Origin of the sequence: Paenibacillus sp. V4I7, assembly GCF_030817275.1 — a bacterium.
GTDB lineage: Bacteria > Bacillota > Bacilli > Paenibacillales > NBRC-103111 > Paenibacillus_E.
Window position 1 is genome coordinate 5,160,730 of record NZ_JAUSZD010000002.1, and the last position, 15,063, is coordinate 5,175,792.

Consider the following 15,063-nt stretch of genomic DNA (forward strand, 5'->3'; position numbering starts at 1 on the left):
TCAATTGGACAAAATAAATACAACTGTAACGTCTATACCAGAATTCAGCGTTAAGCGAATATGTTTACCAAATTCATCGTCAAGCGCCTCTACTTCTTGGGCGTTAACCATTGCTTTTGTCCAAGGAATACCCACTTTTACTTTTACTTCATTTTGATTTACAACTGATTTTAATGTAACACATGCAATGTTAGTGTCCCAAAATAACCCTCTAACCTCTACCCGGGTCCTTGCCATTAATCCTTTTATTGACCCTGATTTCCATTCAGAGGGCAGCGCCGGAAGTATTTCAATTTCACCTGTATTGGAAAATAGCAGCGCTTCATTTACTGCCCCCACAGTACCAAATAATGTATCCGTACAATAGCAGTCGTTTCTTCTGTTTGTGTCATGGTCTGTCATCAAGGAAGTGTAATAACCGGAATCCATCATCATCGGCAGAAGGGACGAGACGACCCCGTCGCCGTTTTTTAACCTGGCATAGACCAGCGCCTTATGCATCCAGCCGTGCCCCGCCGTCGCGTCTCCTGTATTGTATTTATTTCTGTTTTCAACCGCGATAATTGCTGCTTCCGTTAACTCCGTATTGTTCTGCGTTTCGTACGCAGGCCAAGCCGGATAGAGATGGCTTAAATGGCGGTGGTTGTTGTTTTCCGTATATTCACTCATTGCCCATTCGCGTAAAGCGCCGTCTTTGTCAACCTTATAATCCGGCATTAGTCCTAACAATGCTTCCCATTTGGCAACAGCAGTTTCATATCCGTCGCGCTTTACTGCTTTTTCCATGGATATGACCATATGCAGTCCATCCCGCGCCGCAGAAATATCCATCGTGGCATTTGCCGTAATCGTACTGTTGTAACCGATCGGGTTATTCTCTGGAGAGTAGGTAGGGATAAGCAAATATTTCTCGCCTGGATTTAACGCAGTTTTGCCTTTCTCATAGCACGCATTACCGTTTATATCCGTATAGTATTCCGGCGTACATAGCTGCTCCCAGAAATTAGCCTGCTTTGTCAGCAGCGGAAGTAAAATATCCTTTTCCAAATCTAGAAATCCATTTTCGATCAATTGACTGAATTCTTCATCCGTCAGCCCACCGTCCTTTATACTGAGAAGCGGTTTCAGATCATGAATTCTCATGTTGTCTTTGATCGGAATCTGCCCATTGCCGTAACACTGCCAATACTCGAAGATCGGGAGCAGACACCAGCTCGCTCCGGCATTCCAATATTCAAACGGATAGTCATTGTCGTATTCCACATGCATTGCGCGGTCGATGTCCGAGTTTACCGACACCTGCAGGGCATCATGCATCCCGTAGGCCATTCGCGCATTGTATTCGAAGTCGGGCGTGTTTCTCAAGAAGAAAGTGATGTATCCAAGCTGCGCTTGCGTGAAATGGCCTGTATTCATCGGAGAAACCTGTAAATTCACATTGGCGTCAAGCGTATAGATACCTCGCCAGCCAGGATTCCACTCCCCGGTCCACATCCCATACAAGCGCGGAGCGCTTGAACCGCTGCAGCATAGTAAGGCATATCGTCCCTGGTTGTACACCTGCTCCATAAAAGCATGATTGATTCTAGTTTTTGATGCCTTTTGCGCGTTGATTAGCGTTACGTTGTCAGCGCTCTTGTCATCCTCGTCGCCTGTAAGAGTAAATTGTGCAGCGTTAAATTCTGCGGAATGCTTTAGGGCGTGAGGCGTGAGGGCAGCTTGATAATCGAATTTACCATAGGCATCTTTATATTTTTCAGCGACCGCATTCATGTTCTGAAATAAATTGTCTACGATAGCGTATTGCGTCATTCCGGCAAAATCTTCGGTTTTGCCCATATCAAATGTCCTGTTCGATTGCGTAATTAAATATACGGCTTCGGCGTCGATCACTTGGATCGCAGGATTCTGTTCCATTCCTACATTCATCGGTTCATTCGTGTCAGCGAGCAGTACTCTCTTCTTGGATCCATTAACAACAATAATCTGCGTCAGACCTGCATACCCACCATTGCTCAGCTCGCTGTCCTGATAGGATGGGTAATGGGCAACCTGCGCGATATATGCCGCACTCGGTTCCACAAGCTTTTTGTATTGAAGCGCCGTCAGCTCAGACATACCATCCCTCGATTTGTACATGCTCGAAATGTCATCAATGGAGATGATCATATTGATCTTAGCGCCTTCTGAGGATTGTGAGATCTTCGTAATCGAAACATTGTCTTCTCTGGATGTAAACGAGGTTCGGATCCACTCGCCAAATTCATCGGTGTATCGTACTCCGGTTTCGGCTGTTTCATAATTCGTCCATCTCTCATAATCAGACACGGCTCCCTTATCAGTCACGCCTAATCTGAGCTGGTGTCCCGGATGATAACTATAAAAATAGGTTCTTACCCTCGTTTTACCGTCAGGAAAAGTAATCTTCCATTGATCGTTTTGTTTAAAAACATTCCATCTGGCATCAGCAAGCTGCCCCGTTAATTCTCCTGGAATCGCTCTTGGATCTCGAGACGGATAGTTGAACCACATATTTTGAAAAATAAAGCTGTCCGTATAAGGCGATCCTGACGTGATATACCCATTTTCGCCATTTCCACTAATCATGCCTTCCCGCCACGCTAATCCGGGATTTGTTGTTGCCACTTCTTTATAGGTGTTAGCGTAATTGCCTTTTTCGTACATTCGTGTAATTTCCGATATTTTAGTCATGCTATTCCCCCTGATCTGCTCGCTATGGTATTTATTATATCTGGCAGGGGAAGGTTCATGAATCGTTCAGAGCGACGTAAAAGAAAGCAAATATGTCGCAATTTAGCAGGCAGTGGGGTCAGTGCCACACATTCTCCTTTAATTTATGAGGAAGAACGCCGACATCAGCTACTTAGGTTACCAGAGCAAGCACTCTATAAGATGGGAGAAGATCTTTCCTTCATACGTGAATCAGCAGATCAGCGAACGTTTTTTCTGGAATTTGATGTTCAAGAAGAAGGTGGCGCCAAGCGAAAAAAGCGTGTCATTAAGGAAAAACATTTAGCTGAACCTATTATTGCAAAAATTGTTGAAGTTGTTAATTCATATCGCACATCTCAAAATTATGAATACAATATAAGTCCTCCACATTGGAAAACTCACGAGGCTCTGACTAATCGTCTCCGTCAAGGTGAAAACTTTCTTTAAAGGAATTACCAGGAGATTAAAACCAGTAGATGATTATCATTATTCGATTATGAAACAACTCCGCACTTTTATTGAAGTACCTGAAGCTGATAAGAGTATTAATCCGGAGAAAAAAAGAATTCCGAAATCAGACTGGACAGAAGCTTATCTTTATAATGGGAATGGTTCAGACTCAAAACGCCGTCGTAAGCAGGTTATGCGACTGAGTCTTCTTTCTCGCGCGTATACTCATCCGAATTTTCCCCTCCAGACTGTTACCAGCCTTCACCAGCTCGGACTTACTCGCTACTACGGAACGATCCGCCATCTCGAAGCACATCGATTCGGCTTTCCCTTTAAGGTTATACCTCCCTACCTTGTCTACGTTTGCGTCAAGGAGACTACGAGACTTCCCTCGGTTATCTGCACATTCTATTCCATCCAACCTGATCCTAATCACGTCGATGAGCCTGGCAGGTCATATCCCTTTGTTTGTTTCCCTGCAAGATATAACATATTTGCATAAGTTTCCCCGTTTGTTTGGCGGGTCACCCAACATCGCCGCCACCTCTGGATCACCGCATTCCGGGCTGGATTTTTCCTGCAGGCCCTTCAGATTCTCTCTCACGAGAGACAACCTGCCAATCCTAACCCTGCTGGATTAGGACCTCTACTTCGGCTACGGCACTTTAAAAGGTAAAGTTACCGAGTGGATTTGAACCACTTAGATTGTGCGACTGTGAGGCGCACAAACAAACCGGACCCCCTTATTTGGAGTTCCGGTTTATAAACACTAAACAACTTCATTCAACCGCCCATCCCGAAACCGCACAATCCGCTTCGCCTGTTGTGCAATCAATAAGTCATGCGTAATCAAAATAATCGTCCGACCTTGTGCATTTAATCTCTTTAAAATGTTTAAAATCTCCACACCAGTCTTCGAATCTAACGCTCCCGTAGGCTCATCCGCCAAAATGATCGGAGGATCACCTGCCAACGTTCGCGCAATAGCAACACGCTGCTGTTGTCCACCAGATAACTCCGATGGATGGTGCTTCCATCGATCCAATAAATCCACCGATTTTAGTGCATGTAAAACGAGTGGCTCTCTTTCCTTTTTGCTCATTCCCCGATAGATCAAAGGCAACTCCACATTCTCATAAGTACTTAATCTCGGCAGCAAGTTGAAGCTCTGAAAAACAAATCCAATCTTCTGATTACGAATCTCAGCAAGCTGAGATTCCTTAAGCACGTTTATTGCTTGACCATCTAAGTCATAAATACCTTTATCTATAACATCCAAACACCCGATGATGTTCATTAATGTTGTTTTGCCGGAACCTGACGGTCCCATAATAGCTACGAACTCTCCATGATCAATATCTAGCGAGACGTCATCTAACGCTTTAATCGTTTCCTCGCCCATCGTATAATATTTACTTGCATTCTCGATATGGATTAACGTCATAACCTTCACCTCCATTACTTGCACAGAGTCCAAATAAATGAAGTATCCGATTCCAATCCTTACCGCTTCGCCTTATAAAACTCATGATACAGCTTCATGAGCGCCCTTTTCTCAATCCGAGACACATAGGAGCGGCTAATGCCCAGCTCCTTCGCAATCTCCCGCTGCGTCCTCTCTTCCCCGCCAAGTTCCAGACCAAACCGGCCAACGACGACTTCCTTCTCGCGATCGTCCAATATCTCCAGATTGCGATAGATTTTGCTCTTCTCTATCTTGAGCTGCACCTTATCTACGACATCGTCTGCTTCCGTCCCGAGGATGTCGATCAACGTAATTTCGTTCCCCTCTTTGTCCGTTCCGATGGGATCATGCAAGGACACATCTTTGCGCGTTTTCTTCAATGAGCGAAGATGCATAAGTATTTCGTTCTCAATACAGCGAGCTGCGAATGTCGCGAGCTTGGTCCCTTTGTTCGGCGAGAACGACTCGATAGCAACTTATTGGTTAAGTTAAAAACCATTACCACCATCACATGAGTAATTAAATTCATCCGAGGTTACTCATCACGGCAGCAAGACTTTTTACGTTGCTTCGTGTCCACAACCTCAAAAAATTCGACAATACTGGGGAAGATCTAGAGGATTTGATCTCGATCGGGACGATAGGCTTGATCAAACATGGGATGGGACGAATCAGTATGAAATCAAAAGATCATGTATTTAAATGGAACATTACGAAGCTGATATGATCCTATTAACCGTTAGATGGCATTTAAAATATTGCTTGAGTTATAGAGATGTCGCAGAAATGATAAAAGAGCGAGGATTGAATATCTCTCATACTACGATCATGAGATGGGTCCATGAGTTCGGACCTGAAAACTATGATGGGATTTAAGTCATTCCAGACAGCCGAAGAAACGTTAGCGGGAATTGAAGCCTTTCATATGCTCAGGAAACAGCAGGTTGAAATATCGCCTGCTATTTCCGATGTTGAATGGATTAATAAATTATTTGGATTGGCTGTATAGTTTATCCAATAAAGTAAGGTATACTTGGCAGTTTTATTATTTGTAATACAACCACAATGAGTACCACCGAACTGATGACTCGGAACAAAACATTCAGCTTATACACTTTCTTATTCTTGAAGCTGATCCATATGAGAGACAAGTATGATTTCATGATGTTCCTCACTCCTTGCCCCGCGACCGGCCGATACTTATTAAGATGTATTCTATTTGGAACTCACTTTCTGCCAGGTGGTAATAAGCGATTGAGCATCCGTATTAAGAATCGCTTTGGCACTGTCTTTAACATTATTACGTAAGGCTTCATTATTTAAGTGCTTTATAAAATCCTGCATATGTTTAATCGCATTATCCTGTTTCCCGATTTCAAGTCGATGTTGTACCTGCTTAAGAGCATTGGTAAGCTGTGGTATCACCGCTCCGCTTAATTCTCCTGAATCCGTGTAACGAGTTATTAAATGTTCCATGGCATATACACTTGTTGTAACGCTAACATGAAATGTGTTCTGAAGCTTGTTACCTGCAGCATCCTCGATTGCAACAGTTGTCGTCTTATCTCCTAAATTTCCAGCCATATCAATATCTATACTTTGCATTGTTTGAGGATTAATCTTATATTCCGTACCATCCACGATGATTTGTGCAGATTTTATGGCTGATAAGTTATCCCATACTTTGAAGTTTAGAGCCATGTAATCCTCGAAGGAATCTCCTTCTTTCAACATATTCCAATTTGCAGAAAGTGAAAATGAAGGCAAATCCTTACTCACTATTGTTTTTCCCTGAGATACATTTCCTGAGGTATCAATAGTCTTTATTAAAATAGTAAAGTCTTTACCCTTTTGAATTCCCGGTAGAACAGCAGTTTGTATTCCTCTATTAACATCTATTACACTGCCAACCTGCTGTCCATTGCTTAATAGAGTGATTTGCACCTTCTGACCATCAATATCATAGGGACCATCCCAAAGCAACTTCATACTGTCAGTTCCGCTGATCACTTGAACATTTTCCACATTGCCTGGAGGAACATTGTCTTTCACAGGAACAGGCGGTGGAGTTGGTGCTGTAAATACAGCTGGGTCACCGAAGGTAAATTTATCAAAGTTATATAACCAATCTCCACCTTTAAACAACATGAAAACAATGTGCTTTCCTGTTATAGGCGTTGTTACATCCGCTGAGAAAACCTTGAATTTCTGCCATCCGCCGGTTCCTGTAACAGTACTAGTCGCAATAACGGGACCGTTCATGCTGTCCATTCTTAATTCTATAGTTCCTCCACCCGTATCACTTGCAGCATTAACATGGAATTTTGAAGGACTTGTACTTCCAAAATCGACGTAATTGTACATGGCATATGGGTTATTAGGACCGTATATTCCGGCCAAGTAGGTTTGCCCTCCTCCATTTTCCGTACCGAAACCTACGCCACTGGTATAGTTTTCAGCTTCTAGCTTACCATATGCATCTCTTGCTTTGCCCTTCACTGTTGTAAAGGTGAACCAATCCAAATTACAGGGTGAATCACTTCCGTTTGTTCCATGAAACACTAGATATACATCATGAACACCAACGGCTTTGGTATCGTCTATGTTAGACATAATGTCTACCCAGTTATTCCAATTACCTAAAGCAGGAATTCCAATAACACCTACAGTGGGTCCGTTCAAACTGTCTAACTTAATTTCAATAGTACCCCCTTGATTGCCGCTTGTTACATGAGCAGTAACACCTGCGGCACCGGATCCAAAGTCAATTCCTTTATAAGAGGCATAAGCATTGTTTTTAATACCATCTATAAATCCCCACTCCGCATTTTTACTTAGACCTGAACTGCTGTCGAAATTACCAGCTTTAAGCCTTGCATATGCATCTGTTTTTGTAGGATCCGTTGTAGTGAATTTGAACGAATTTAAATTAAATAAGTATTGATCTTTCGTCTTTGTGAAGGCAAGATATACATCATGTTTTCCCGTAACTGTACTTTGGTTCCCTTGATCATCCTTAAGAAGTGTAACGGCATCCGTATAATTATTCCAACCGCCTGTTCCTTCTACGTTTAAGGTGCCAACTTTGGGACCATTCAACGAATCAAGCCTTATTTCAATATTACCTCCATCTGTTCCGCTAGCTGCTCTAGCAATAAAGCCAATAGCACCGGTGGATCCAAAATCAACATTTTTATAAGCCGCAAAGAATCCTGACTGAATTCCACCCAGCTGCAGTGTACCTTCTGAACTGCCCTCTAAGATAAATCCGGTACCCACATTATAGCTTTCCGCTTCTATTGTATTGTAAGGATTTTTTGCGGCATAATTTATTGTAACATCCTGTGGTTCTATAACAGTTAATGCTTCAACAGCACTTGATGACGCCCAGGATTCATAAGTTCCGGAAAGCAGTTGCCCTGCCCAGTTGCCATCCACGATATTGTCTGAATTTCGATTATTCCATGCCATTTGAGTATTGAAAGCAAGCCAATAATTAAGATCGTTGCTAAACTGCTTATATGCACTTTCACTTCTCTCATTCACAGCCTTTTGAAGATAGGCCAGATTACGGATTAATATCGTTTTACCGCCCTTTAAGTCCCCATTCGGCCCTTCGTAGCGCAACAAATGGTTGGCGTCAACTAAATGAGTTTGGGTAAAGTTAGCTGCTTTCACTGCATCATCGAGATATACGGTATTTCCGGTTATTTGATACAGGCCTACTGCTGCGCCTATGAAAGTACCCTGATTATAATGAGTTGCATCCGGGACTGCGCCTTTCTCAATTTCTATACGGTCATATACTTTTCCATTGCCGTCAGTAAGCATAGTCTTGCCCCATCTGTATATTTTAGAAGCTGCATCTAAATAATGTTCATCCTGAGTAATGTTATACATATAAACAGCTGCTTCAGCCGCTGGGAAATTAATGCAGGCATTCTTTGTGGTATGCTCACTATTCAACCACCAAATGCCGCCATTTGCAAAGTTGTCATCCCATTGCGTGTCATATACGAAGTCAAAATAATACTTGGCCTTATCTAAATATCTTTGTTCCTTGGTAATTTCATAAGCTCTCGCAGATGCCATGGCCCACCACATGATATCATCGTTGAAATGATTGTTTGTCCAATCTTCTCCGAATTTTGCTACTGTACCGTCAAATATATCATCGATCTGAGTTCTAAGTTTTGATTTCAAACTAGGATCAGATGTGTGTACATAGGCATCCATGACCATTTCCCAAAGTTCCGCTTCTACCCAGAAGCCTTGATAGTTGTTGCCATGATCAGAATTCGTCCAAAAATACTTTGCATCACTATCCCAAAACTTTGTGTTAAATGCTTCTATGGCAACGTCTGCATCTGACGAAGTAAATGCATTGGCTTTTGTGATGGCTACGTCTGCATCTGACGAAGTGAATGCATTGGCTTTTGTGCTTGTAATGGCAGACATCGTAGTAAAACTCAAGGAACACGCCAATGTTAATACTATGAATTTAAATGGTTTAACTTTTTTCAATTCCATCTCACACCTCCAATGTAATAGAACTATTTAATTACCTTAGAAATCTTGTCAACCATATCGTTTAGGTTGCTGACAGGTGCTTTCCCTGTCAAAACATTATTCCATGAAGCCTCTACAAATGGATTTGCTTTACCTGCCCATGTGGTTAGGAATCGTACGGGTTGAACATTCTTGGATTGGAGAATATGATTCACACCTTCGGCAACATCAGCATGCTTGGAAGAAGTTAAAAAGTCGAAGTAGGCTTTTGCAGCATCCTTATGTGCGGCAGGAGCAACGGGATTTTGCGGCAATACTTCTGCATACATGGTCGAATCCAAATATTTAAGCACTTTCCAGATCGCATCCGGATTTTTAATGTTGGAAGGGCTGCTCCAACCAACTGCATCGTAAATTTCCGATTGTGAGTTTACTACAGGACCTGGAACAAAGCCCCAATCTAAATTAGGTGCAGTTCTGATCAAATCATCCGCAATCCATTGACCTTGTTGCGTCATCGCCACAGTACCAGCTTTAAAATTGCTGATGACGTTTGTTTGGTCGAAGTTCGGCGGGATCATGGAGCCGTTAGCGATTGCAGCCTTATATTTTTCTAAACCTTCAATAAACTGCGGACTGATTTCAACTTTGGTAGGTTTCACGATTCCATTGGCAAATGGCGCACCACCGGCAGAAACCGAATATAAGGATAATTTGAATGGGTCAACGGTTGCATACAATCCATATTGCTGCACGCCTCCCTTTTTAGAAGAAAGCTTAAGTGCATCTGCAAACATTTCATCATAAGTCCAACCAGCTTTGGGCTCAGCTAATCCTGCCTCCTTGAAGAGTTTCTTGTTATAGAAATAACCATATGTATTTAAAAGACCAGGCAGCCCATATAATTTGCCGCCATCTAACTTCCACGCATCCAGTACACCGTTATAAAAACCATCCATAAACTCCTTATCTCCAGCTGCCTTAGCACTCCAGTCATACAGTCTTCCTTCCGCACCGTTGGCAATCACCATATCATTGCCTGTCATGAATATATCGGGACCCTGATTGGCTGTTATCATTTGATTGATTTTTAGGCCATAATCGGATAATGGCGCAGGAATCATTTTCACAGTAATACCTGGATTCGCTGTTTCGAATTTTTTCATAGATGCCATAATCTTTTCATTCATAGATGGAGATTCCCAAGTCATAATACTGACTTCAATAGGTGCCGCTTTTGTAGGTTCCTTTGTAGCTGAAGGAGCATTCGTAGTAGCTGCAGCCGAAGTGCTTGAAGTTGGCGCCTTATCAGTAGAACTGCAAGCTGACAAAGCGAATGGAAATACCATAACGACCGCTAATAATAGACTTGCCCTTGCATGATGTTTTTTCATTTTGTAATACCTCCCGTTTTTTATAGAAAAAACTTTTTTACTTTTAAGTATAAATGACATTTCAAATCATTTTTTTGACATTCCCCCTTTCAATGAGTCGAGGCTATTTCAAACCAGCGGAATTGACCGATCCAAGACCTTGCATGAAATACTTTTGGCCGATAAAAAAGATAATCAGCATGGGAAGCATATAAAGCAGATCAGCCGCCATAAAATAATTCCATTGCGTTGTCCATGTGGATGCGTATGAAGCCATGGAAACAGCCAAAGGCCACTTTGATTGATCAACCAAATAGATAACAGGTTCAAGATACTGGTTCCAAGAACCCTGAAACGAAAAAATCATCATGGTGATAATAATGGGCATAGACATCGGCACAATAACGTTCCATAATATTCGAAGATCATTCGCACCATCTATCTTCGCCGCTTCATCAAAGGATTTTGGAATGGTACTCGAAAATTGGATAAACAAAAATGTAAAGGATGCATTTCCGAAAAACGCAGGAACGATGATAGGAAGCCAAGTATTATACCAACCCAGTGATGTATATAAATGGAACAAGGGAATCAAACCAATAAATCCTGGTAACATCAGACTTCCTACAAATAAAGAAAACCACATTTTACGCCCCGGAAATCTCAAACGACCTAGGCCGTACCCTACTAGAACCGAGCTAATGATCTGTCCGATTGTACATAGGACTGCAATAATCATTGAATTTGAAAACGCTCTCCAGAAATGAATTTGTTCAGTTCCAATTACGAAGTTTTCCCAATTGAATTCTTTGGGGTACCAATCAGGCGGAAGACTGAACACATCATCGTTTCCCTTTAACGCTATAATGATCATCCAAAATAATGGATACAGCATCGAGATTGAGCCAACTAGAAGAATAATAAATCGAAATATTTGAAATGCAGAATTTTTCATACTGCCACCCTCTTACCTATTATCATTTTCGTAATAGACAAATCGATTGGAAAATTTATAAGTAACCAATGTAAATAGCATAATGATGGCAAACAGGATACTTACTTCTGAAATCGCGTAGCCAAACATCTTGCCATTGAAAGCATCCTGAAATATTTTGAAGTTAAGAAGCATTGTGGAAAAATTAGGTCCTCCGTTCGTTAATACAAGTACCTGAGTGAACCCTTGGAAAGCTCCAATAATCCCTAAGATGAGTTGAAGAAAAAGAATAGGAGTAATCATCGGAATGGTAATCTGGATAAAGCTCATCCACCTTGTGGCTCCATCCACTTGTGCGGCTTCATAAAAGTCTTGAGGGACCGATTGGAGACCGCTTAAAAAGATAATCATGGTACCTCCAACCTGCCATAAACCGTTAATAATGACTGAAATCAAAGCTGTATTCTCATCCGTCAACCAAGTTCCTTGAGGGAGCCCTAACAAGTTTAAAACTTGATTGGCAAGACCATATTGAGGTTGATAAATAAACTTCCATAACGTAAGAGATGCAATAATAGGTAAGACGGTGGGTAAATAATAAAAAGTGCGAAAATACTTAATGCCGGGAAGGTTTTTGTTTAATAACATGGCTAAGAGTAAACCAAGCGCTAGTGAAGCAGGAACGCTTAGAAAAACAAAGTAAAAAGTTACTTTTATGGAAGTCCAGAAAGCAGGATCTACTGTAAACATATAAATGTAATTATCAATTCCGACATATTTCGGTTTATTAAAACCATCCCATTCTGTTAAAGCATAATAAAATGAGGTTATGAGCGGGTAAGCAACAAACACACTGAAACCGATAATGGAAGGTAATATGAATAAATAACCGATGATCAAGGCTTTTAAATTCTTTTTTTGCACAATTGCTTTCAATACTATGCCTCCTTTATCAAGTCCCTTTGTTCAGCCCATTTCCAGACAAATTCCCCGAACAAGCTATTCGCCCACGCAAACCAACTTCGTGTATATTGCTCTGGATGATCCGGATGGAAGCTTTCATGCATAAATCCTGTTTCTGCATGAGTATGAAGCAGCATTTGAATAATGGCATCCTGCTCCTTAAGATCCCTCGATGTAAGCCCTTGCATAATTAAGCCGATATGCCAAACATACCCCTGTGGTGTATGAGGACTGCCGATTCCTTTCGCATACATGCCTTCATAATAATAGGGATTCTCTTTACTCAGAACAAAGGCGCGAGTATTTTGATAAATGGAATCATCCTTCGAACGATAACCCAAGTAAGGAATGGATAGTAAGCTTGGGACATTAGCATCATCCATTAAATTGTAATTTCCAAAACCGTCTGTTTCATAAGCGTAGATGGGGCCATGCTTGGGATGTTGATACACACCATATGTTTGAATACCGAACTCAATTTCTGCCCTAAGATCTTTAGCAGTGGCAGCAAGGCTATGATCCTGATACGCATTTTCTGCAAACTCAATAATGTGACCCAGAATGACTACTGCAAACATATTGGCTGGAATTAAGAAACCGAACTTGCAAGCGTCATCACTTGGCCTAAAACCCGACCATACCATGCCCGTATAATTCGTTCGAGTCCCCTTACCTTTAAAGGGAATCGTATCCGAAGGCAACACACAATGTTCTTCGCTTCGTTCAAATGAATAGGAAGAATGCTGATCATGGCGCTGTTCAGTTCGCATCGTTTCTACAATGACACGCAGTGCCTGATGCAGAGAATCGTTAAAGAGCTCTGTGTCTTGCGCAGCATCCCAATAATCCTTACAAAGCTGGACTGGGTAGCATAGAGAATCCAATTCAAACTTTCTCTCCCAAATAAAGGGGGCCATTTCCGTCAAGTCCGATTGATGTCCAGAACCATCGCCCTCTTTATTGAAGGCGTTTGCATATGGATCTGTTAAAATGTTAATGGCTTGCCGATGGACCAATCCACGAATGAGACGCTTTAAATCTTTATCGCCTGCACATGCAGAAATGTAGGGCCTTACCTGTGCAGACGAATCTCTGAGCCACATAGCTGGAATATCACCCGTTATGATAAATGTTGTTTCATCTGCCAAAAGCTCAACCGTTGTTTCCAGCGTGTTTGGATAACATTGTTTGAACATATGGACTAATTTAGGTGATGTCGATAAAAACTTCTCCTCAATCCTGTGAATTCTGTTTTGTATAGAAGGATACATGTTATCACTCTCTTCGTTGTTAGTCGTTATATATATTGATATATACAGGTTATGCAATTAGTATATTGTTGTATGTTATATTATGTCAATATAATTTTATTTAGTTAATTTCGGTCTTTAATATAACAGCATGAATACTATGTTTATATTGTAATCTCAAAAAATAAACAGTATATTAGGTATATCATTAAATGAATGAAGGATGATTAATATGGCAATCCCACTCTACGAAAAGATTTACCAACATATATTGAACGAAATAAAAAGTGGCGTTCTAAAAGAAGGGGATCGTATCCCTACAGAGCTAGAACTAGCAGATCAATTCCATGTCAGCCGAATTACAACAAAAAAATCCTTGGAAATTTTAGCACAAGCCGGTTTAATTGAGCGTCATCGCGGCAGAGGCTCTTATGTAAGCAGTCATTTACCAGAGCTACATTCCTTAGCCTTGACAGAAGAAATGGTCGATTTGGAAACGCCTACTTCTGACGACTGGCGCTTAATTGGGGTCATTTTACCGGATTTCTCAGAATCCTATGGAGCAAAACTGCTGCGCGCTATTGAACATCAATGCACCAAGCTTCGTATTCGGATGATTTTAAAACTAACCAATGATCTAAGGGAAGAAGAGGAAATTGCGATTCGTTCACTTGTAAAAATGGGGATTGATGGATTAATTGTTTATCCCATTCATGGAGAGCATTACAATGAAGAGCTTTTAAAGCTTGTCTTAAATGAATTCCCGCTTGTCCTACTCGATCGCTATTTAAAAGGAATTAATGCTTGTTCGGTATGCATAAACAATAAAAAAGCAGCGCAAGAACTTACAGATTATTTACTAGATAAACAACATAAACATATTGCCTTTGTTTCTACTCCTCCTGAAAACACATCTACAATTGAAGAAAGAGTTCATGGGTATACGGATGCATTACTGCACCGAGGGATTGGTATAGATCAGCAATATTTTATTACAAATTTAAGTGCTACGCTTCCAAATCAATTGAACAAGGACTCCAACATTTTGGAAGACCGTGAAATCATATCTCAATTCATAATGAGAAATCCGCAAATCACAGCGTTCGTGGTAGGTGAATATTTATTAGCTATCCTTTTACGACAGGTATTAAATAAACTAGAATTACACACGAACTACGAAATTGTTTGTTTCGACTCTCCGGACGATCTATTTGAAGAACCCGTGTTCAGCTACATTCGACAAAACGAAGTAGAGATGGGAATAAATGCAGTAAATTTGATGCAAATGCAGTTGGATGGAACCACCGTTCCAACGCAAACATTAGTAGCTCATTCATTTGTAAAGAGAATGGATAGATAATATAGAGAGCAGTCGCCTCAAGCTAT

At 41.2% G+C, this 15,063-nt stretch carries 12 protein-coding genes and 2 pseudogenes; 4 read left to right on the plus strand and 10 right to left on the minus strand.

The genetic code is table 11. The features are described from left to right. On the minus strand, positions 1 to 2,712 hold the full coding sequence (locus QFZ80_RS24200) for a glycosyl hydrolase family 95 catalytic domain-containing protein (RefSeq protein ID WP_307561450.1): 2,712 nt from the start codon (positions 2,710 to 2,712) through the stop codon (positions 1 to 3). A 57-nt stretch (positions 2,713 to 2,769) separates the two neighbouring features. Between QFZ80_RS24200 and QFZ80_RS24205 the strand changes: the two genes are divergently transcribed. Next, the gene (locus tag QFZ80_RS24205) at positions 2,770 to 3,180 is read left to right on the plus strand and encodes a hypothetical protein (RefSeq protein WP_307561452.1); all 411 of its coding nucleotides are present in this window, start codon (positions 2,770 to 2,772) and stop codon (positions 3,178 to 3,180) included. A 172-nt stretch (positions 3,181 to 3,352) separates the two neighbouring features. On the opposite strand, the gene QFZ80_RS24210 is transcribed toward QFZ80_RS24205, so the two are convergent. The 3 genes and pseudogenes from QFZ80_RS24210 to QFZ80_RS24220 all read right to left on the minus strand — a co-directional run. Then, a complete protein-coding gene (locus QFZ80_RS24210; protein WP_307553497.1) occupies positions 3,353 to 3,499 on the minus strand; it encodes a hypothetical protein in 147 nt (48 codons plus the stop codon). Between the two features lie 453 nt (positions 3,500 to 3,952). Further along, positions 3,953 to 4,627, minus strand: coding sequence for an ABC transporter ATP-binding protein (locus QFZ80_RS24215; RefSeq protein WP_307561454.1), 675 nt, complete (start codon positions 4,625 to 4,627; stop codon positions 3,953 to 3,955). Between the two features lie 59 nt (positions 4,628 to 4,686). Beyond that, positions 4,687 to 5,121: pseudogene (locus tag QFZ80_RS24220) on the minus strand (sigma-70 family RNA polymerase sigma factor); the annotation flags it as partial. A 188-nt stretch (positions 5,122 to 5,309) separates the two neighbouring features. Here QFZ80_RS24220 and QFZ80_RS24225 point away from each other — a divergent pair. Both QFZ80_RS24225 and QFZ80_RS24230 read left to right on the plus strand, forming a co-directional pair. Further along, positions 5,310 to 5,506: pseudogene (locus QFZ80_RS24225) on the plus strand (IS6-like element ISPsa2 family transposase); the annotation flags it as partial. Further along, positions 5,490 to 5,657 carry a hypothetical protein gene (locus QFZ80_RS24230; protein ID WP_307556134.1) on the plus strand — a complete coding sequence of 56 codons (168 nt, stop codon included), beginning with the start codon at positions 5,490 to 5,492 and terminating at the stop codon, positions 5,655 to 5,657. The pseudogene QFZ80_RS24225 and the gene QFZ80_RS24230, both read left to right, overlap by 17 nt. 1 nt (position 5,658) lies before the next feature. Here the strand turns inward: QFZ80_RS24230 and QFZ80_RS24235 are convergent, their stop codons facing one another. The 6 genes from QFZ80_RS24235 to QFZ80_RS24260 all read right to left on the minus strand — a co-directional run bounded on the left by QFZ80_RS24235 (position 5,659) and on the right by QFZ80_RS24260 (position 13,698). After that, the gene (locus QFZ80_RS24235) at positions 5,659 to 5,811 is read right to left on the minus strand and encodes a hypothetical protein (protein ID WP_307553495.1); all 153 of its coding nucleotides are present in this window, start codon (positions 5,809 to 5,811) and stop codon (positions 5,659 to 5,661) included. A gap of 52 nt (positions 5,812 to 5,863) precedes the next feature. Next, a complete protein-coding gene (locus QFZ80_RS24240; protein ID WP_307561455.1) occupies positions 5,864 to 9,178 on the minus strand; it encodes a carbohydrate-binding protein in 3,315 nt (1,104 codons plus the stop codon). A gap of 23 nt (positions 9,179 to 9,201) precedes the next feature. Further along, on the minus strand, positions 9,202 to 10,551 hold the full coding sequence (locus QFZ80_RS24245; RefSeq protein WP_307553493.1) for an ABC transporter substrate-binding protein: 1,350 nt from the start codon (positions 10,549 to 10,551) through the stop codon (positions 9,202 to 9,204). 103 nt (positions 10,552 to 10,654) lie between these two features. Then, complete coding sequence (locus QFZ80_RS24250) at positions 10,655 to 11,485, minus strand: carbohydrate ABC transporter permease (protein WP_307553492.1); 831 nt, start codon at positions 11,483 to 11,485, stop codon at positions 10,655 to 10,657. Between the two features lie 12 nt (positions 11,486 to 11,497). Next, entirely contained in the window at positions 11,498 to 12,400 is a 903-nt protein-coding gene (locus QFZ80_RS24255; RefSeq protein ID WP_307553491.1) for a carbohydrate ABC transporter permease, read from the minus strand. A gap of 2 nt (positions 12,401 to 12,402) precedes the next feature. Beyond that, positions 12,403 to 13,698 carry a glycoside hydrolase family 125 protein gene (locus QFZ80_RS24260; protein WP_307553490.1) on the minus strand — a complete coding sequence of 432 codons (1,296 nt, stop codon included), beginning with the start codon at positions 13,696 to 13,698 and terminating at the stop codon, positions 12,403 to 12,405. A gap of 211 nt (positions 13,699 to 13,909) precedes the next feature. Between QFZ80_RS24260 and QFZ80_RS24265 the strand changes: the two genes are divergently transcribed. Then, a complete protein-coding gene (locus QFZ80_RS24265; protein ID WP_307553489.1) occupies positions 13,910 to 15,037 on the plus strand; it encodes a GntR family transcriptional regulator in 1,128 nt (375 codons plus the stop codon). Positions 15,038 to 15,063 lie beyond the last annotated feature (26 nt).

Bases quoted from the DNA above. Each gene is read 5' to 3' on its own strand.
- QFZ80_RS24215 (WP_307561454.1), bottom strand. From the start codon at position 4,627: ATGACGTTAATCCATATCGAGAATGCAAGTAAATATTATACGATGGGC.
- QFZ80_RS24245 (WP_307553493.1), bottom strand. From the start codon at position 10,551: ATGAAAAAACATCATGCAAGGGCAAGTCTATTATTAGCGGTCGTTATG.
- QFZ80_RS24260 (WP_307553490.1), bottom strand. From the start codon at position 13,698: ATGTATCCTTCTATACAAAACAGAATTCACAGGATTGAGGAGAAGTTT.
- QFZ80_RS24230 (WP_307556134.1), top strand. From the start codon at position 5,490: ATGAGTTCGGACCTGAAAACTATGATGGGATTTAAGTCATTCCAGACA.
- QFZ80_RS24210 (WP_307553497.1), bottom strand. From the start codon at position 3,499: ATGTGCTTCGAGATGGCGGATCGTTCCGTAGTAGCGAGTAAGTCCGAG.
- QFZ80_RS24240 (WP_307561455.1), bottom strand. From the start codon at position 9,178: ATGGAATTGAAAAAAGTTAAACCATTTAAATTCATAGTATTAACATTG.
- QFZ80_RS24200 (WP_307561450.1), bottom strand. From the start codon at position 2,712: ATGACTAAAATATCGGAAATTACACGAATGTACGAAAAAGGCAATTAC.
- QFZ80_RS24250 (WP_307553492.1), bottom strand. From the start codon at position 11,485: ATGAAAAATTCTGCATTTCAAATATTTCGATTTATTATTCTTCTAGTT.
- QFZ80_RS24205 (WP_307561452.1), top strand. From the start codon at position 2,770: ATGAATCGTTCAGAGCGACGTAAAAGAAAGCAAATATGTCGCAATTTA.
- QFZ80_RS24265 (WP_307553489.1), top strand. From the start codon at position 13,910: ATGGCAATCCCACTCTACGAAAAGATTTACCAACATATATTGAACGAA.
- QFZ80_RS24235 (WP_307553495.1), bottom strand. From the start codon at position 5,811: ATGAAATCATACTTGTCTCTCATATGGATCAGCTTCAAGAATAAGAAA.